At 36.8% G+C, this 18,512-nt stretch carries 21 protein-coding genes; 11 read left to right on the top strand and 10 right to left on the bottom strand.

Annotation, left to right across the window (positions count from 1 at the left end; all coding sequences use genetic code 11):
- The first annotated feature begins 257 nt into the window (after nucleotides 1-257).
- Nucleotides 258-719 carry a DinB family protein gene (locus EW028_RS04590; RefSeq protein ID WP_048392558.1) on the top strand — a complete coding sequence of 154 codons (462 nt, stop codon included), beginning with the start codon at nucleotides 258-260 and terminating at the stop codon, nucleotides 717-719.
- Nucleotides 720-1,182: 463 nt separating this feature from the next.
- Here EW028_RS04590 and EW028_RS25145 read toward each other — a convergent pair whose 3' ends face one another.
- A complete protein-coding gene (locus EW028_RS25145; protein ID WP_193767318.1) occupies nucleotides 1,183-1,344 on the bottom strand; it encodes a hypothetical protein in 162 nt (53 codons plus the stop codon).
- A gap of 398 nt (nucleotides 1,345-1,742) precedes the next feature.
- Between EW028_RS25145 and EW028_RS04585 the strand changes: the two genes are divergently transcribed.
- From EW028_RS04585 to EW028_RS04575, 3 genes are all read left to right on the top strand, one after another.
- Nucleotides 1,743-3,167 carry a VanZ family protein gene (locus EW028_RS04585; RefSeq protein WP_131520063.1) on the top strand — a complete coding sequence of 475 codons (1,425 nt, stop codon included), beginning with the start codon at nucleotides 1,743-1,745 and terminating at the stop codon, nucleotides 3,165-3,167.
- Nucleotides 3,168-3,415: 248 nt separating this feature from the next.
- The gene (locus EW028_RS04580; protein WP_131520062.1) at nucleotides 3,416-3,940 is read left to right on the top strand and encodes a hypothetical protein; all 525 of its coding nucleotides are present in this window, start codon (nucleotides 3,416-3,418) and stop codon (nucleotides 3,938-3,940) included.
- A gap of 295 nt (nucleotides 3,941-4,235) precedes the next feature.
- The gene (locus EW028_RS04575; protein WP_131520061.1) at nucleotides 4,236-4,970 is read left to right on the top strand and encodes a class I SAM-dependent methyltransferase; all 735 of its coding nucleotides are present in this window, start codon (nucleotides 4,236-4,238) and stop codon (nucleotides 4,968-4,970) included.
- 1,042 nt (nucleotides 4,971-6,012) lie between these two features.
- Here the strand turns inward: EW028_RS04575 and EW028_RS25140 are convergent.
- Together EW028_RS25140 and EW028_RS04570 are read right to left on the bottom strand one after the other, a co-directional pair.
- A complete protein-coding gene (locus EW028_RS25140) occupies nucleotides 6,013-6,231 on the bottom strand; it encodes a hypothetical protein (RefSeq protein WP_193767317.1) in 219 nt (72 codons plus the stop codon).
- Between the two features lie 142 nt (nucleotides 6,232-6,373).
- Nucleotides 6,374-6,808, bottom strand: coding sequence for a hypothetical protein (locus EW028_RS04570; RefSeq protein ID WP_131520060.1), 435 nt, complete (start codon nucleotides 6,806-6,808; stop codon nucleotides 6,374-6,376).
- 135 nt (nucleotides 6,809-6,943) lie between these two features.
- On the opposite strand from EW028_RS04570, the gene EW028_RS04565 reads away from it, so the two are divergent.
- Complete coding sequence (locus tag EW028_RS04565) at nucleotides 6,944-7,858, top strand: class I SAM-dependent methyltransferase (protein ID WP_131520059.1); 915 nt, start codon at nucleotides 6,944-6,946, stop codon at nucleotides 7,856-7,858.
- 161 nt (nucleotides 7,859-8,019) lie between these two features.
- On the opposite strand, the gene EW028_RS04560 is transcribed toward EW028_RS04565, so the two are convergent.
- Nucleotides 8,020-8,403 carry a VOC family protein gene (locus EW028_RS04560; protein WP_131520058.1) on the bottom strand — a complete coding sequence of 128 codons (384 nt, stop codon included), beginning with the start codon at nucleotides 8,401-8,403 and terminating at the stop codon, nucleotides 8,020-8,022.
- Between the two features lie 141 nt (nucleotides 8,404-8,544).
- Here EW028_RS04560 and EW028_RS04555 point away from each other — a divergent pair, with 141 nt between their 5' ends.
- Nucleotides 8,545-9,738, top strand: a complete 1,194-nt coding sequence (locus EW028_RS04555) for a Ger(x)C family spore germination protein (protein WP_131520057.1) — start codon at nucleotides 8,545-8,547, stop codon at nucleotides 9,736-9,738.
- 47 nt (nucleotides 9,739-9,785) lie between these two features.
- Here EW028_RS04555 and EW028_RS04550 read toward each other — a convergent pair whose 3' ends face one another.
- Nucleotides 9,786-10,541, bottom strand: coding sequence for a class I SAM-dependent methyltransferase (locus tag EW028_RS04550; RefSeq protein ID WP_131520056.1), 756 nt, complete (start codon nucleotides 10,539-10,541; stop codon nucleotides 9,786-9,788).
- A gap of 267 nt (nucleotides 10,542-10,808) precedes the next feature.
- Here EW028_RS04550 and EW028_RS04545 point away from each other — a divergent pair, with 267 nt between their 5' ends.
- The 3 genes from EW028_RS04545 to EW028_RS04535 all read left to right on the top strand — a co-directional run bounded on the left by EW028_RS04545 (nucleotide 10,809) and on the right by EW028_RS04535 (nucleotide 12,832).
- On the top strand, nucleotides 10,809-11,675 hold the full coding sequence (locus EW028_RS04545) for an AraC family transcriptional regulator (protein ID WP_193767316.1): 867 nt from the start codon (nucleotides 10,809-10,811) through the stop codon (nucleotides 11,673-11,675).
- Nucleotides 11,676-11,691: 16 nt separating this feature from the next.
- Nucleotides 11,692-12,267, top strand: a complete 576-nt coding sequence (locus EW028_RS04540) for a GNAT family N-acetyltransferase (protein WP_131520054.1) — start codon at nucleotides 11,692-11,694, stop codon at nucleotides 12,265-12,267.
- A gap of 142 nt (nucleotides 12,268-12,409) precedes the next feature.
- On the top strand, nucleotides 12,410-12,832 hold the full coding sequence (locus tag EW028_RS04535; RefSeq protein ID WP_131520053.1) for a hypothetical protein: 423 nt from the start codon (nucleotides 12,410-12,412) through the stop codon (nucleotides 12,830-12,832).
- An 81-nt stretch (nucleotides 12,833-12,913) separates the two neighbouring features.
- On the opposite strand, the gene EW028_RS04530 is transcribed toward EW028_RS04535, so the two are convergent.
- Nucleotides 12,914-13,756, bottom strand: a complete 843-nt coding sequence (locus EW028_RS04530) for an alpha/beta fold hydrolase (RefSeq protein ID WP_131520052.1) — start codon at nucleotides 13,754-13,756, stop codon at nucleotides 12,914-12,916.
- 185 nt (nucleotides 13,757-13,941) lie between these two features.
- Between EW028_RS04530 and EW028_RS04525 the strand changes: the two genes are divergently transcribed.
- Both EW028_RS04525 and EW028_RS04520 read left to right on the top strand, forming a co-directional pair.
- Nucleotides 13,942-14,385: an SMI1/KNR4 family protein gene (locus EW028_RS04525; protein ID WP_131520051.1), complete on the top strand. Its 444-nt coding sequence runs from the start codon at nucleotides 13,942-13,944 to the stop codon at nucleotides 14,383-14,385.
- Between the two features lie 31 nt (nucleotides 14,386-14,416).
- Nucleotides 14,417-14,902 carry a tetratricopeptide repeat protein gene (locus tag EW028_RS04520; protein ID WP_131520050.1) on the top strand — a complete coding sequence of 162 codons (486 nt, stop codon included), beginning with the start codon at nucleotides 14,417-14,419 and terminating at the stop codon, nucleotides 14,900-14,902.
- Nucleotides 14,903-14,938: 36 nt separating this feature from the next.
- Here EW028_RS04520 and EW028_RS04515 read toward each other — a convergent pair whose 3' ends face one another.
- From EW028_RS04515 to EW028_RS04500, 4 genes are all read right to left on the bottom strand, one after another.
- A complete protein-coding gene (locus EW028_RS04515) occupies nucleotides 14,939-15,154 on the bottom strand; it encodes a DUF3955 domain-containing protein (protein ID WP_048392534.1) in 216 nt (71 codons plus the stop codon).
- Nucleotides 15,155-15,443: 289 nt separating this feature from the next.
- Entirely contained in the window at nucleotides 15,444-16,487 is a 1,044-nt protein-coding gene (locus EW028_RS04510) for a phosphotransferase family protein (protein WP_115673281.1), read from the bottom strand.
- A 13-nt stretch (nucleotides 16,488-16,500) separates the two neighbouring features.
- Nucleotides 16,501-17,277 carry an SDR family oxidoreductase gene (locus EW028_RS04505; protein WP_131520049.1) on the bottom strand — a complete coding sequence of 259 codons (777 nt, stop codon included), beginning with the start codon at nucleotides 17,275-17,277 and terminating at the stop codon, nucleotides 16,501-16,503.
- Nucleotides 17,274-18,509 (bottom strand): acyl-CoA dehydrogenase family protein, encoded by a 1,236-nt coding sequence (locus EW028_RS04500; protein ID WP_131520048.1) that lies wholly within the window; start codon nucleotides 18,507-18,509, stop codon nucleotides 17,274-17,276. The genes EW028_RS04505 and EW028_RS04500 overlap by 4 nt, the downstream gene beginning before the upstream one ends.
- Between the last annotated feature and the right edge of the window lie 3 nt (nucleotides 18,510-18,512).

Below are 18,512 nucleotides of genomic sequence, written 5' to 3'. Positions count from 1 at the left end.
TTTGGGTGGCCAGTTTCTTATTCATGGCATTACTACTCAGAAGTAAAAAAGAAGAATCGGAAAAAGCTGAAAATAGAAGCTGATTTGCCTGTTTTAACTAGTGTTAAAATCCGCATCTATATTTGCTGTAGCTCTAATAAGCTGCAGCTTTTTTATTGTTGCATTCATAAAAGCTAGTCAGAACTACTATTTTATCGGTATATTAAAACTTAAAATGTTATACTATTCAATAAATTACTTTGAAGAAAGGAACGTGAATGATGGAGGCGAAGACCATTTTGTTAGATCAACTTTTAGCTAATGCAAATGACCCAAGTTGGTATATCTCATTTTCTGAAGTCGTAGAAGGGTTATCTGAAGCAGAAGCCTTTTGGAAACCCGATTCTTCTAGCCATAGTATGGCTGAAATTGTCCAGCATCTAATCTACTGGAATGAAATTTGGCAAATACGGTATCGAGAAAATCAAGTGAAGGCTCCTTCGCAAACAAATAATGCGAATACGTTTCTAGTTAAAGAGGAGGTAACTTTCTATGAACTAAAAGAAAAGCTATTACATATCCTACTTACGTGGCAAGAATTAATTGAGGAAGAACAACTTTTATCTATCGTAAATGGATTCCCTGTGAAGGCGCAATGGTGGGCCATCATATCTAATGCTGCTACTCATAATGCCTATCATATTGGACAACTCGCTTATTTACGTAAAATGGAAAAATAGACATTTATATGCTATACTCTTAAAATAGGACTACTGTTAATAGTCCTATTTTTATTTGTTGCCGCTTATTTAACTCAAATAACACCAAAGGGAGATGCATGTGAGCCTAGAAGAAATTACACAGATCTATTCATTTTTCTTAACAACGCCACTTATAGTAAGGCTAGTTGTATTTAATTTTATTTTTAAAGCCCACAAACATACTATGGTTATTTTATTGGATGCGATTGTTTTAGTATCAACCACTATTTGGTTAATATTGATTAGAGAGGTCATTTTCCCTCTGCCTTCATTAATTTTAAATGTATTTAGCGTACTCTACATCCTATTGATTATTGACATTTCTCTCAATTATTATCGCTTAAAAAGGAAGAGCTCCTTGCAGTGAAAAGCCCAATTTATACATATAAACAAGCTCCAAATAAAAGAAAAAAGCATCTTTTTTCAAGATGCTTTGCTCTTACTATTGGGGCAATTCTTCTGGTGTTTTCTCAAATTCAAGTATATGTCCATCAACTTTTGCTCTTTCTAGTTCCTCAATAAATTCTTCCTTACGTTCTTCAAGTCTGGAGTCAAGTGTGTTTTGATAACCCGGAAATAGATTGTAATCTACTGGTTTCCCCATAAGTTCACCTCTTATTCTCAGCTTTTTTATTTATTATAGGGTATATTGATATTTTCTGACAATTGTTTATGTCAATTTTGATTACAAGGACTGACAAGACAATACAACGGAAGTCTTATAAAAAATGCCTACCTATACTTTATTGCCCATAAAATTATGCTGATAAATCGAAACAGCAAGGTTTATCTTTGCCTCTAAACGTGCAATTTTCATAAACTTTGTTGATAATCCCTAGACTGTTCCTCCCCTTTTTTACGGAAAATAAAAGCATTTTCCCTCAATTAGGTATACTACAAAATCTTAAGAAATCTTCATAATTTTTCTCAATAATTATTAATAATTACCATTTACAATAAGAAAAGTCGACAATAGATTAACATAGTTAGGAGCATCTTGTCTTGGGCGTTACAGATATTATGAATAACATTCGAATTTTAATGTTACCAGTCATCCTTATAGTTGGTGCAGAGTTCTTACTTATTGGACTTTATTATTTCCTCTATCATAAAAAACATCAGTCAAATCGAAAAAAAACAAACTTTAAGCAACTGATACTTGTAGCACTCTTTATCGGCTATATTGTATTTGTGTGTGAACTAACGATTTTTGGGCGTGGTTCTTCCCATTTCATGCAAATGAATCTCCAACCATTTAGTGGCTATATAGATGCATGGAAGAAATACTCGTTACGTGATCTTCAAAATTGTATTTTTAACATTTTAATGTTTGTGCCACTAGGCATTTTCTTACCTTTACTTTTCTCTAAATTTAAATTGTTCAAATGGCTTCTTCCTGTAGTGGTGATGGCAACCTTATCCATTGAAACGTATCAAACACTTACAGGAGCAGGGATTTTCGAGCTTGATGACTTAATCAACAACTCGCTTGGTGGGATTATTGGATACCAGTTATATAGACTAGGATCTTCTATTGTTCAGCATAAAAAAATAAAAATGAAAAGTTTGATCGGAAACCTAGCCATTCCTCTCATGATGGGTTTGATTTTTATTGGCATGATGATTGTCTACGCTCAACAGGAATTTGGTCATTTAGCAATTAATGCCTACACAAAATTAAATATGTCGGATGTTGATGTAACCACCTCATTAGATTTACATACAGCATCTACCGTTGCCCCCGTGTATAAAAAAATAATTCATACAGATGAAGTTGAGACTTTGTTGCAAAAGAAATTGGATTTATCAGAGTTAAGTCGGCAGGATATTCGTGGTGATCGTGAGCTCTTATTGAAAGATAAAGCCGAGAACTCGTATACGCTATTTATTAATTCAGAGGGAAATTGGTCGCTAACAGACGATCTTTATACGCCCGTGCAACCTTCTTTAGCTGTGCAAGAGACACTTGTGAAGAAGGCAAAGAGTATGATGGATGAGCTTTCTCTCCTTCCTAAAGATGGGGAGTTTACAGCCTTGGATAATGGCGTATTTGAATGGACGCTTCCTGACCAAGCTGAATTGAACCAAGATTATTGGCTTGGTGAGGTAGAGCTCGGTTTGAAACCAGATGGTAGTTTGTATTCATTATCGTATAATATTCATGAGCATCAATTGATCCGTGAAGTAAATATTTTGTCACCTGCAGAGGTGTATGAGCGAATTAAGAAGGGCGAATTTCCACAGATAAAATATAATGCACTCGTAACAGAAGAAGAACTGTTGATAAAAAAAGGCGATCAGCTTACTGTCGATTTAATAGAGCTCTCGTATATGTATGATACAAAAGATTTCTATCAACCCATATACAGAGTTTCTGGTACATTCAATGGAAAAAGTTGGTTCACCTTGATTCAGGCGAGAAAGTAGCTTTTTTAATACCGCTAACTAAGGAAAGCCCAGACTTGATACTTGGCTTTCTTTTTATATGAGTTGAAATAACATCTCAAACTTTGGAATACTTCTAACAAAATGGACACCATCAACAAGTAACTACTTAACAGAAAAATACTAGTGTTTTTAGGTTTTATCTAATCTGTAGCCTAGGTGCCGGTTCTATTAAAGATAAGAGAGTTGAATATAATATTTATATTGAGAGCATAGAGGAGGGTTAGAGAATGTTCGGTAAACATACATGTCAGAACTGTTGTCCAAATGAAATGAAATATTCCCCAAAAATTGTTGCGCTTCTTGGTCCTGTTGTTCCTGTCCCTTCACCAGATCGAAGTGCTTTAGCGTATGGATCCCTTAGAGGAGATACATTGGGCCTTTTATCACCTGATCCAATACCCGTCACTTTCCAAGTGGTTGGTCCGCTATCAAATGTTACGGTTAGCCCATCTGGGAATGAATTGGTCGTTCAAAATGACGGTGTCTATCAAATCACCATTTCGATTAATGCGCAAGCAACAGCAGCCCCTGATCCTGATCAACCATTTTTCACAGTTAGCATTACCGTCAATGGTCAACCGATTTTTCTAAACGGCATTGCAGTCTTTAATGTTGTCAATAGAAGTAGCTCGGCCTATGTGGTCCAAGCTACATTAGCCGCAGGGGATGTGGTGGGAGCCAGTGCAGCTTCAGATTCCTTCGTCGCTAGTTATGCTAACCGCTCCTTAACGATTGTTCAATTAAGTGGTTAGATTAAAAGTATATAAAGGACAGTAGCTCTCATCTCTAAATTTTAGAGATGGGATCTTTTTGATTTGACGAGGAGTGTATTCGGCTTCCTCTAATACTTCATTATTTATTTCTTACTCATAATCAAGTGACGCCAAGTCTGTTCTTCTCCTATTTTTTAGGTACGCCTGAATGATCATGTGTTATAGTAAAAAAAATAGTTACATGAGGTGGAACAATGGTTAGAAGAAGATAGCTAGCCTCCTAGGTTGTCAGTAGATTTAGGGGGCGAATTTAATTGATAGGAGTGTTCTATACATGAAACAAAATAAATATGATGAAATCAATTTCTTTTCCGAATATGAAAAAATGCCACGTTCCGTTCAAGGACTAGACGCGGCAGGTGAATGGCACGTATTAAAAGCACTTCTTCCAGATTTCCAGGATAAGACCGTACTTGATCTAGGCTGTGGCTTCGGCTGGCATTGTCGCTATGCCCGTGAACAACAGGCAAAATCAGTAATTGGTGTGGATTTATCAGAAAAAATGCTGCAAAAAGCGCAGGAAAAAACGAATGATCCTTTTATTACCTATTTAAAGATGCCGATCGAAGATATCCATTTCTCCGCTTCTCAATTTGATGTAGTAATTAGTTCATTAGCGATTCACTATGTACAATCCTTCGAAGCACTTTGTAAGAAGGTTTATGCTTATCTAAAACCTAATGGTTCATTTGTCTTTTCTGTAGAGCATCCTATATACACATCACGCAATGAACAAGATTGGGTCTACGATGAGAATGGCAACCGCCTGCATTGGGCAGTTGATCATTATCAGATAGAAGGCATTCGAGAAACGACCTTCCTTACCGAAAATGTTATTAAATACCATCGCACACTGTCTACTTATATGAATGTCTTAATACAAGCTGGATTTACGATAAGTGCGGTGAAGGAACCTATGCCTTCAGAGGAAATGCTAAAAAATATTCCGGACATGCAGGATGAACTACGGAGACCTATGTTTTTAATCATTGCAGCTGAGAAAAAATAATCACTGTGTGCTTAGGCAATATGGATCGGGTATCGCTAAGTATACAGCTATATCGTATATAAACAAAAAACCAGATGCTCTCTTTTGGGGAGCACCTGGTTTTATTGTGAAAGTGAATCTTACTAACTTACTTAGTTTTGATTCGTTATAATACTACGACAACTTGAGGCGCTGAACAAGTTAAAATATTTTCCAATAGGATTTTAGGGGGAATTAATGCTTTTTCGAGAAAATAAATCATTCTATCAAATTTTAAGTCTTTCTTAGTTTCATTAAAATAAGAAATAACGAAATCTCATAAATGACTAACCGTAGCTCATGACACAGGGTCATTTACCAATGACAGCCCCACTGTATAGGTGGGTGACTGTTTGCTATTTTCACATAATTTAAAGAATGTTTCTACAAACTGAAATTGATAACAATGCTCCCCCTGCTCTAACTGAAAAATTTCTGCTAAAAGCATGAAATCCGCTTCATCATTCTCGCATAGTGATGGAAAAGCAATACAAGCAAGACATGCGCTGTTACAACCATACAGGTCTCTATGGTTTTAACTATGATAGGTGAAGCTACTAACTTTTTCGTGCTATTCATAAAACATGCTGAAGAAACACGTCTGCTAAAGGAACATTAAACAAAAAGACCAGTCACTCTTTTAAAGAGAACTGGCCATTTTGCGTTTAGGTTGAAGACTATGAAATATCTTCATTCATAGATTAACATATTATACTGAACAACCATACAAAAAAGACTAGACTCTCACATGATGATGTAAGCTCTAGTCTTTTAAGTGAAAGTGAATCTTACTAAATCTTGTCTAGCTTTAGATTCAAATTACAATACGAATGAACAGGCTAAAGGTTTCATAAATTCTTTATTTTTTCGTTAAATTATAGGACTACCACCACAAAAAGACCAGGAAACACGACAAAATGTGAATCCTGGCCCTTTTGTGAAAAGTGAATGTTACTAGTTTGCTTTAGTTCTTTGTATTCTACTGATGAGTTAGACGGCTGATGTTTTAAAAAGTTACACATTCTTAAAAATTTTTTACTCTACTAATTAAATGGCAAATCAAACACGCCGTTAGCTCCATCCACCATACTAATTGACATAGCACACGCTCCCTCTGACTTATATAGGCTTCCTTTTCCAGTAAAGATGTTTGTCCTTCAGCAGCTACTCTACCTTTAGCCCATATTTTCCCTTCCGAAGCCGTGACACTCCAGTTAAATTGTTGTGTGCCTTTATTTTTCACCTCATATCAGATACCGAGTTCTTCATCAGAATGGACACTATAAAAGGAGGTGTGAAATTCACCATTCCCAGTTGGTTCATCTACATAATTCACAGGGAAGATCTATGCTGTATCCCTACTTATAGCTTGTGTTGGATACTAACTAATTCTGTGAATCTTCCATTGCTTTTTCTAAAAGACTAAAAAAAACGTGATCTTCTATCATTTCAAAGCTTTCATTTGTGTTAAGGAGAACCAATATTTTATTTTTAGAATCAATGAACATCGGGTAGCTTGTATGGAGTGAAATTGTCATTCGGTAATCGTAATCAATAGTTTTTATGGCTGTTTTTTTGAATGTTACCTGTTGAAAAGACTGTATCAATTCTTGCTGTGTTTCTTTTGATATTTTCATTTCAGAAAAGATATCTTCTGTATCTGTATCTATACGATGTAGCGTAACAGTGGAATTTTCCACATGAAAATTAGCATTTTCTAATAGATCAATAGCAGAATAGCGTTGATCTTTCCATGTAATAAGCATACCACTAACAATTACTGCTAAGAGTAAAGATAAGCCTATTTTAAATTTTTTCATATTACTCCTCTTTCTCAGTATCTATAACTTGACAAAAAAATATTTTTATGCTAAAATTTACTTTTAAATAAATATTATATATAATAGGATTCTCCTGGCCAGGGGAATCCTATTTTTTTGTTAAGGAGTGTTGGTATGAATCAACAGAAATCTAGTATCACTTCATTAGTTGCTGCCTTTAGTAGAGCCTACCATAGCCAATTTGATACGCCGAAAATTTTTGATGATTATTTAGCCAAGGAATTGATTTCACAAGAAGAATATCAAAATATTCAAGCTAATCTGATACAAGGCATTGCATTTTTTAATAAAGATATCGCTACAAAGTTTAAAGACGATTCAAAGGAATTAATAAAATGGATTACACAGGTTCAACTCTCTCCGACTCCTTTGGCACGTGCTGCTTATTGTGAAAGGGTCTTGCATAGCGAAATACAGCTTGGTGTCGAGCAATATGTCATCTTAGGTGCTGGCTTTGATACTTTTCCATATCGTCAGCAACAAGGACAAACCATGCTGGAAATTTTTGAGGTGGATTATCCCACAACACAGACATCCAAAATAAAAAGATTACAGGAAGCTTCTCTCCCCCTCTTGAATCATCTGCATTTTGTACCAATGGATTTTACAAAGCAATTTCAATCTCAATTATTTTCAGAGCAAGGCTTTCAATCTAAAAAAACATTTTTTAGTCTGTTAGGTGTGTCCTATTATTTAACAAAAGATGAATTAGCAAGTTTACTCAATCATCTATTTGCCTTAGTTCCATCAGGTAGTTCCATTGTCTTGGATTATGGTGATGAAACACTCTTCACGGAAAAAGGACTCTCCAATAGAGTAGAAAACATGGTCAAAATGGCCGCAGTTGGTGGTGAACCAATGAAATCATGCTATGCTTATGAGGACATGGAGAGGATGCTAGATCGATTAGGTTTGCTTATATATGAACATCTATCTCCTACAGCGATTCAAGAGCTGTATTTTCAAAATCGAACAGATTACTTATGTGCTTTTGAAACTATCCATTACATGCATATTGTTAAAAAATAGGTCCACCCCATTCAATTTTATAAAATTCTAAATTTTCTTTTTATTACCCAGGCAATTAACTATTTCAATATAGAGAATTAGTATACTATAGTAGTGTAAAGCTAATTAGCCTTACACCTCCTAGATTTGTTACTAGGGTCACTGTTAACGCAGTGACCCGCTTATAATGATTGACAAACACCTAAAGGATTCCCATCAGGGTCATAGAAGGTAAAAAATTTGGTGTCCCCTTCTCCTTCTAAAGCCTCGACTTGAACATGATGATCCACTAGAAATAAATAGGTCTCTTCAATATTTTGAGAAAGGAAGTTCACATATTTCCCCACACCAAAGTGATTGTCTGGAAAATGACATGGCTGATGCTCCTTAGCTTTTACTAAGCAAATGACCGTGGGGGATTGTTCAGTGATTTTCATAACTGCTGCGCCCTCTTCTATATATTGAAGCTTAAATCCGAGTATTTCCTCATACCATTTAGCCGATAATTTAGGATCTTTTATTGGAATAAAAATGGCCTCTACACCTTTAAATAAGGATTGTTTCATTTTTCTTACCTCCATTTCACAGTTTGTTTTCTCATTTTATTCTCCTTCAAAAAGATTCATTGAGATTGTCATTATTGATTATTTTGCCTGTCTTTTGCTTATCCTTAATAGTATCCGAAATGTCTTCTTTTCCTAGAGGAGGTGTCCACCATTAAACACAAGGTATCATTCATCCTATTGCTGTCAGTACTTCTTTTACTAGGTGGATGCTGGAATAAGCGGGAGTTAAACGAACTAGCTATTGTTACGGCTGTTGGTGTGGATAAATCGGACGAGCAATTCGAAATTTCTGTTCAGATTGTTAATCCAAGTCAAGTGGCTTCGAACAAAGCATCTGGCATTCAAGTCCCTGTTTTTACCTACCATGCAAAAGGTAAATCATTATTTGATGCCATTCGAAAATTAACAGCGCTAACACCTAGAAAGCCTTATTATGCGCATGCCCAAATTATTATTATTGGTGAAGAAATGGCTGAGGAAGGTATGAATAGCATTTTAGATTTATTTCAAAGAGACCCAGAAGGACGAAGTGATTTTAACTTTATTGTTTCTCATGATTCGACTGCACAAGAAATATTAAGTGTTTTAACCCCTTTAGAGGATGTGCCTGCTAGCAAAATGTTTAAATCATTAAAGGTTTCTGAAGCAGTATGGGGCACTACAGAATCTGTTATTCTTGATGATTTAATTCAATCGTTAGGCAGTATTGATCATAGTGCCGTCTTACCCTCTATTCATATATACGGTGATGCGGATGCTGGAGATTTTAGCTCGAATATAGAAAAAATGGATAGCCCTGCACAATTAAAATATGGTGGACTGGCCATTTTTAAAAATTATAAGCTCATCGGCTATTTAACAGAACAAGAAAGCAGAGACTATAATTTTTTAAATAATAATATAAAAAGTACATTTGAAATTATTGCTTGTCCTGAAGAAGGGAAAATCTCAACAGAAATTATTAATTCTTCTACTAAAATGACGGGTCATTTTCAAAATGATGTACCCTCGATTTCCATCAAACTTGATATTGAGCAAAACGTTGCAGAGATAAGTTGTCCATTGGATTTAACAAAATCAAAAACCATCGATGCTTTAAATAAAGAAACGAGCAGACAAATCAAAGAGCGATTAGAACGTACACTTCAAACAATTCAACAAACCTATCAAGCCGATTTATTAAAATTTAGTAATGTACTACACCGAGAGGACTATCAAGCATGGAATCGAATTAAAAAGAACTGGCTGACCCTCTATCCAGATCTTGAAGTTCAAATTGAAGTCGATGTGCATACAAAAGGAATAGGAACTGCAACAAAATTAAAACTTGACTAATTCGTAAAAATGACCAGTACTCTTTTAAGGAGTACTGGTCATTTTAATTAACGTACCGCTTCAAACGTTATGAGTGACGTTTCTTCAGTTGGTTGTTGAAGGAACTTATAATTCGCAGAACAAGTTATTGCAGAGAAGCCCACACTTTGTAATAAAAGCTTAAATTCTTCAATCCCATACCAGCGTAATAAAAACTTTTGCAGTTCCGTATCACTTAATGTGCCTTGTTGCCACTTCTCATATTTTAAAACCATCAGCGTATATTGCTCCACCCAATTCATGGCAATCGATTTTCTTTCAAGGGCAATTCCTTCATCTTGTGAAATTTGATGGTAAGATGTCGTAATTTCTCCTGTTTTCCAGTCTGTAGGAAGTAATAAATCTACTAGGAGTCTCCCACCAGGGACAAGGTGCTGATACATAGAGGTTAAAGCTGATAGTGCTTCTTGATGATTTTCAATTAAACAAAATGAGCCTGTAGGCATAACAATGGCTTCGTATTGTTGACCTAAGGTGAATTGGCAAACATTCCCTTCATACAGCACTGGCGTCAATCCTCGTTCTTGGCATCTTTTTCGACAGGATGCTAGCATTTCTGGGGAATGATCAATTCCCTCTATATCAAAGCCTTTTTCCATAAAAGGAATATAGAAACGTCCAGAACCAACCCCTGCTTCTAGAATCTTCCCCTTTACACCTTGCAGTCGTTCTAGATAATATTCAATATCTCCACCAAGCGAGTATCCAACTGGTTTCGTAAAATCATAAAGTGCTGTGCTTAACGGTCCGTAATTTTTGTACATATATTCTCCTCCGATTGTTTGCGGAAGAAATCAACTAATCTATTTATTCTCCCGCACCTTTATTATATTCAATGGGAAAACAGAGCTGACTATCATCATCTATCACTCACTTTCTTGTAAATTTAGTTAAATTATACATTTATTTATTGTTTTAATCAATGTTTCTATTGATTTCCTATACATTACAATTTAATGTACAAATTAGCACAAATTATCAAAAAACCCTTCCCATTAAACGGTACCATTGAGTTAAGAAAGGATGATGGTATGGATTATTTTGAAAGAATTCAAAACGCCATAGAGTTTATTGAGAAAAACCTACATGAAAAGTTAACGATTACAGATATTTCTTCTCAGTCTTACTTTTCAGCATTTCATTTCCAACGACTTTTCCAAGCCATTACAGGTTTTTCTGTGCAGCAGTATATTCGCAACAGGAGACTTTCTGAAGCAGCTTCCTTATTAGCAACAACAAAGCAGAATATACTTGAGATTGCAATCAACTTTCAATATGGTTCTCAGGAGGCATTTACACGGGCATTTGTTCAGTATTTTGGTGTCACACCTGCTAAATACCGAAAAGGAGCCAACTCCATACCATTTCAAACCAAAATAAACTTTTTGGATTATAAACTGGAAGGAGAGCTCCCTATGCAGCGACCGGAAATACTTCACTTATCTAAAAAACGTATTACAGGCTATGAATACAAAACGTCCTTACAAGACGAACAGTACTATGCAGAAATACCTGGCTTTTATTTGGATTTTGGTCAGCAGCATTATTATGAGCGAATTTCACATAAGGTAGCCCCTAATATGGCGTATGGCATTTCTACAAACTTTCAGGAGAATGGTCAATTTTCCTTTATTGTAGGAGAGGAAGTCGAAACATTTGAGGAGCGAATAGAGATAGGCTTCACCCACCTTGAAATTCCTGCTGGTAAATATGCGGAGTTTACATTGAATAGCACTACGGAAGGAATTCAAAATACAAGACGTTTCATTTACGGCGTATGGTTGCCGAATTCTAATTATGAGCGCGATACGGGTCCTGATTTTGAAATAACCGATGTCATGCAATCGATCTATCCACAGGAGATGAAAATGAAAATCTACATTCCCATTAAAGAATAATAAAGGAGCAAGGTCGATGATTATTGAGAAAGTATTTAAGCAGTTCCCTACCCTACATTCAGCTACTTTACAATTTAAAAAAATTGAAGACTCACATATACAAGAGCTATTTGCTATTTATGATAATGACAAGGTATTTGAGTATTGTGGCATCATCCCAAAACATAACCTTCAAACTGTTCAAAAAATGATTGGCCATTTTGAACGTGATTATACGAAGAAAAGCAGGATTAAATGGGGGATCTTCGAAATATCACAGCGTGAAAAACTAGTAGGGATTATCGAAGCGATGGACTTTAATCAAAAAGTAGATATGGTAACAATCGGTTACTATTTAGCTGAAGCATCCTGGGGAAAAGGCATTGCATCAGAGGCAGTTGCAACAATCGTAAAATTTTTATTGGAAGAGGTAAATGTTAATCGAATACAGGCAGAAGTCATGCCTTTAAATGAACCCTCGAAAAAGGTTTTGTTAAAAAATGGATTTTCAAAAGAAGGTCTTTTGAGACAAGCTTCATTATGGTCTGGTAAGGGTGTTGTTGATTTAGAGATATACGGCTTATTGAAAGGCGATTACAATTTGAAAGACTAAACTCTACTAATGAGTTTAGTCTTTTCTTATATTGTACAGATAAATGGACATTTTACCATCTCCTAAAGGGCTCTTTAACATAGACTAGAAATAGATGACTCATGCTAGCATGACATTGTAATCATAAAGGAGCGTTTTAGAAATGGATGGAAACAGATATTTAACACGAATGAATTGGGAATTTAACAATTATCATAAATTTTCTAAATGCTATTGTGAATCAAAGAATGTTTACTTTGGTCACTCTCCCAGCGTAGAGCATCCTATTATTGAGGAAGATTCTTATAAAATAAAATATTATAATAGTCCCCAATTTGAAAAAAAATATCAGAAACAAAATCAAATTGAAAAGCATTGTCAAAGCTGTATTTGTAGTCACTTAGAATGTTTTGAACCAGGGACTTTAGTAGATGTATACCTTTCAGATGGCAGCCAATTTCTAGGAATATACTTTATTTATCTTATTCCGCACAGCTGCTGCGGGTACTTCCTTCAAATCGATGATATGGCACGGCCTGTCATTATGGACTGTCAAAACATTGATGCAATACGTAAAACTTGTTGAGGTAGTTGATACTTTGGCTTTTCTCTTTTTATTATTAAAATAGGCTGGTTAATTGCTATACAAGCATAACCAGCCATTCGACTACCCCTCGTTTATCCATTGAATTAGTTGTTCATTAAAAAATACAGGCTCTTCAAACATTGGATTATGACCACTTTTTTCAAAAATGACTTTCTTTACATGGGGAATATGATCTACTGCATCCCATAATGAAATAGGGGCTACTAAATAATCATACCTGCCTAGACCTAAAAAAATTGGCTTATTAACTTGTAGCATTTGTTGTAAAAGGTTCTGCTCCGCAAAAGCTACTCCCCATAGATAATCAATAATTTCCATATTCGGATGAACGTTAACCCACATAGAGGTAGCATTGAACATAAAATCATAAAAACTATGCGCCCCCATACGAATACACATATGAACAAAGCGTCGTTCAGGCTCCTTCTTTAGATCCTGCTCCAATAAGGCTATTTCGTGCGCAAATTGATGTTTACGCTCCTTACTTGCATGTGCCTCAAAATAAGATAAGCTTTGTTGCTGTCTTTTTTGACTATTCGATGTTGCTGTATTTAAGAGTACGAGTTTTTGAACATGCTGGGGATAAGCTTTGGCATACGCCATTGCCATAAATGCATGTCCTGAATGTCCTAACACTATTAAATTATCTAGCTGTAGGATTTGTCTCGCATACTCCATATCCTTCACTATTTTGTCCAATGTATAATCTTCTTGCGTAAATGCTTGAGCTGGCTTACCAAAACCTCGATGATCTAAAAAAATCACCTGGAAATGTTGATAAAAGTCTTCTGAGAACAGACGTGGATAATAAACACTACTCCCCACCACTAAAATTGGTTGGCCTTGCCCCTTTATACAATAGTTTAATTCAAATCCATCACACATAAGTTTTTGATATGTCATTATCTTCATCCTCTTTTCTATTTTTGTATCATCACTCCCTTCCCTCTTGATTTTCCCGTGTTTTTTCCATTGAACGCTCTAGCATTCTATCACCCCAGTAGATGTTATTATTTACATTAACAATAGCATTCCCATAGATTCCTAGCAATGAAGGATCGTGTATACTGAATAAAAGGAGAATGTCTATGAGGGAAGATCTAATAAAGCGTTTGCGGTTATTTTTATTTAATGAGAAGCATCAAACGTTAGTGGGTAAACCTGCAAGTCAAAGGGAAATCATAGAGGCACAGCAACAACTTCATGTACAATTTCACAGCGACTACGTAGCGTTCATTGAAACGTTTGGTGGGGCATATGCAGGTATAGCAATCCATGCTTTTTCTAACGGCTCAAGTCTAGGAAACGAAACCGTTGTCGATTTAACACTGGATTTCCGTCAACAATATAAAGAGTTCCTATCTCCAAATGTTTTAGAAACGAGCTATGTTATTTCAATGGATGGTGGGGGTAATCCCATTTTCATCGATCCATCAGGCCATGTTTTTATTTGCGATCATGATTGTGGAGAAATTAAGCGAATAGCTGATTCATTTGAGTTGCAGATAGAAGATTGTTTTTATGAATGGTAAGTTACTTATAGTAAAGAAGAGGTTAAATATAATGGACAAACAATTAGAACACATACTTACATTAAGAAAAAACGGACAGCTTGAGGAAGCAAATCAATGTATGGTGGCACTGGTCAAGGAACAGCCTCAAAATGCTTATTATCAATTTCAATGTGCTTGGACATTTGATTCTTTAGGGCAGGAAAAAGAGGCTGTTCCGCACTACGAAGAAGCGATAAAGTTGGGGCTAGAAGCAGAAGTTTTAGTGGATGCCTATCTTGGTTTAGGAAGCACCTATCGGACTATAGGACAATACGAGCAAGCAAAACGGATCTTTGAACAAGCCATTCAAGAGTTCCCCAAGGCTGAGCAAATCAAGGTCTTCTATGCCATGACACTCTATAATCTTGGCGAACATGCAAAATCAATGGAAACATTATTGAACACGATATTACGCACAGCCAATCATCAAGGCATTCAAGATTATAAAAAAGCTATTCACTACTACAGTGATAAGCTAGATCAAACATGGTTATAAAAAACAGGCCCTATTTAGAGCCTGTTTTTAGCATTATTATATGGAAGTTTGCTTTTTGAATGTAGAAGATAACGCCATAATCAAGAATGTAAGTATACCGCTAAAGAAAAATAAATAGCTCAATGGAATTAAAAAGAAGTTTTTCTCCACTATCGTACCATCTGCTAGTATCTCATCTCCTATAAGGCCTTTTATAAATAAACATACGATCCCCATGATCATCGGAATTGTGGCAAGTAAATATTTCCCCATTATTTCTTCCTCCATTTGTTAAATCCTTGTTGTAATTGATGATAGCGTTATTTTTATTGCAAGTCAATTATTTTTATCGAAAAACAATAAATAGTTATTGATTAACACTCCCACCTAAAAGAACAAACGTTCCCTCCTCTTTTAATTTCTTGTACGTGATTTATTATGTTTTTTGAGTAAATTTTGTGCGAGTTAGTATAAATAATTATATAAATTAATGTCGGATAATCTGTTATATTGGGCTATAAAAAACAGCTACTTTATTAAAAGTAACCGTTTTTCCATAAAATCATATTGATTGAGAAGCTTGTTGTATGAGGGCAGCGACCATTTTATCCATCTGAGCAAAGCGATCATCCTGCGTTTGTCCTTGAACATAGCGATAATAGATTTGCTGACAAATAACGGCTAATTTAAAATAAGCAAATGTACAGTAATAATGAATAGCTGACACATCTCGCCCACTTTTCTCTGCATAACGATCAATAAATTGCTGTCGGGTATAAAAGCCTGGTAATACAGTTACTGGTGGTTCACCAAGTGCATATAATAGCATCTTCGGGTCATCCGCTTGCATCCAATAACTCATTGCTACACCAACATCAGCAAGTGGGTCCCCTACTGTTGCCATCTCCCAATCAAAAAGGCCAATCATTTCGGTATAGTCCTCGGAGAACATTGCATTATTCAATTTATAATCGTAATGAATAATGGTTGCCTCATGATTGGACGGAAGATTGTTTTTTAACCAATCTGTTAACATCGCTACTTCTGCATGTTCTGCTGTTTTCGCATTTTCATAACGCTCAATCCAGCCATATACTTGTCTTTCAAGAAATCCGTCAGGCTTCACGATATCCTTTAGCGGAGTGTCCTGATAAGGAATAGCATGTAATGCAACTAAAGAATCAACCATCAGTTCGGACAATTGACGTGCTAGCTCCTCTGTTGGTTCTGTGCCTTTTGGAAAATGTGTATCAAGGACGATTCCTTTTTTGCGCTCCATTAAAAAGAAATCACTCCCGATAATGTCTCGATCCTCTACATAGACATATGGTTTTGGAACCGATGGTAAAAATGGATGCAGTGCCGATAAAATCGTAAATTCCCGCTTCATATCATGCGCTTTTTTGGCAACTGGTCCAAGCGGAGGACGACGTAGAACAGCTTCAAAATCAGCTATTTTTAAACAATACGTCAAATTGGAATGCCCTGCACTAAATTGTGCTATTTCAAGCTTCCCCTGTGGAAGCTCAGTGAAATAACTCTCTAAAAAGGCATGTAGTTTATCAACATCCAAACGTTCACTTGACCTTACTTGCATCGTATCCATTCTATCTCCCTCCTTAAATAATGGAGCTCATGCCCCCATCTACTACAATGACATCCCCAGTTACATAGTCCGAAGCTGGTGCTGCTAAAAATAAAGCTACGCCCTTCAAATCATTTTCGGAGCCTAAGCGTTTCAACGGTGTAACACCCATCAAATAGTCTTGTCCACGTTCGATTAAGACATTGGACATTTTCGTAGGAAAAAAACCTGGTGCAATAGCGTTGACATTGACTCCATGTGGCCCCCATTTGACGGCTAAATCCTTCGTTAAAGTAATGACAGCCCCTTTACTCGCGTTATAGGCAATCGTATCCATAAAGGCTGGTAGCGTCCCACCTAGTCCAGCAATAGAAGCAATATTAATGATTTTGCCGCTTTTCTGCTCTAGCATAATTTTGCCAACGGCTTGGCTGAATAAAAATGTCCCGTTGACATTGACATCAAATACTTTTTGCCAGGCTTCGTAGGGCATATCAATGGCAGGTGTTCCCCATGATGCGCCACTGTTATTGACTAAAATATCAATTCTACCAAATGTTGTAATCGTTTGGGCTACCACATTGGCAATATCCTCAGGCTTTGTGACATCACAGGCTAGAGCTAATGCTTGAACACCAAGCTTTTCGAGCTCAGCGGCAACCTCCTCACATGCCTCCACCTTTCGTGAGCATAAGACCACATTGGCTCCAGCCTCTGCAAATCCTTGAGCAATTTGCGCACCGAGTCCACGTCCTCCACCTGTCACAATCGCTGTTTTACCTTTTAAGCTAAATAACTCTAGGACCGTCATTTCACCAGCTCCTCTTGTTTGTTGGCATGCTTTTTCAATTCTAGTTTAGCAATGGTATTACGATGCACCTCATCTGGTCCATCCGCTAAACGTAATGTACGAGAATTAGCCCATTGTGCAGCAAGCGTTGTATCGGGACCTACCCCAGCAGCACCAAATGCTTGGATAGCTCGATCAATGACTCTGAGTGCCATATTTGGAGCAACTACCTTAATCATAGCAATTTCAGCTTTTGCCTCTTTGTTGCCTACTGTGTCCATCATATAAGCAGCCTTCAATGTTAAAAGTCTTGCTTGCTCAATATCCATCCGAGATTCTGCAATGCGCTCCCGCATTACCCCTTGATCTGCTAGTGGTCGATGAAATGCCTGCCGCGCTTGTACACGCACACACATTTCCTCTAATGCACGCTCTGCGGCACCAATAAGACGCATACAATGATGAATTCTACCTGGTCCTAGTCTGCCTTGCGCAATGGCAAAGCCTTTACCTTCACCCCATAAAATATTTTCCACCGGTACACGCACATTGGTAAATGTAACCTCACCATGTCCTTCTGGCGCATGGTCGTAGCCAAAAGCCGTTAGCATACGCTCCACTTTTACTCCTGGTGTATCCATCGGTACAAGAATCATAGACTGCTGCTCATGGATAGGAGCCGTTGTATCTTTATGCTTGCCCATAAAAATAGCCACCCTACAGCGAGGATCCCCAGCACCAGTTGTCCACCATTTATGGCCATTTAAAATGTATTCATCTCCATCGCGTTCAATGCTTGCCTCAATATTTGTAGCATCACTGGATGCAACGGCTGGCTCCGTCATCGCAAAGCAGGACCGTATTTCACCTCGTAATAATGGTTCTAGCCACTGTTTTTTTTGCTGTGCCGTTCCATAGCGTACAAGTACTTCCATATTGCCTGTGTCAGGTGCATTACAGTTAAACACCTCGGGGGCCAGAAGTGAACGGCCCATGATTTCACATAAAGGTGCATATTCTAAGTTGGTTAAACCTGCCCCATATTCACTATCTGGTAAAAATAAATTCCACAAACCTGCCTGTTGCGCCTTCTGCTTCAGCTCCTCCATAATCGGTGGAATCGCTCCCCAACGATCCTCCATTGCCTCAACCTGTGCAGCATAAACGGCCTCATTTGGATAAATGTATTGCGCCATAAAATTCGTCAGCTTGTCCTGTAACTTCTCAACTTTTTCACTATAGGAAAAATTCATTAG

Origin of the sequence: Lysinibacillus sp. OL1 (assembly GCF_004332175.1) — a bacterium.
GTDB classification, from domain to species: domain Bacteria; phylum Bacillota; class Bacilli; order Bacillales_A; family Planococcaceae; genus Lysinibacillus; species Lysinibacillus capsici.
The sequence above is the reverse complement of the archived record's forward strand: the minus strand, read 5'-3'. Positions and strand labels throughout refer to the sequence as shown.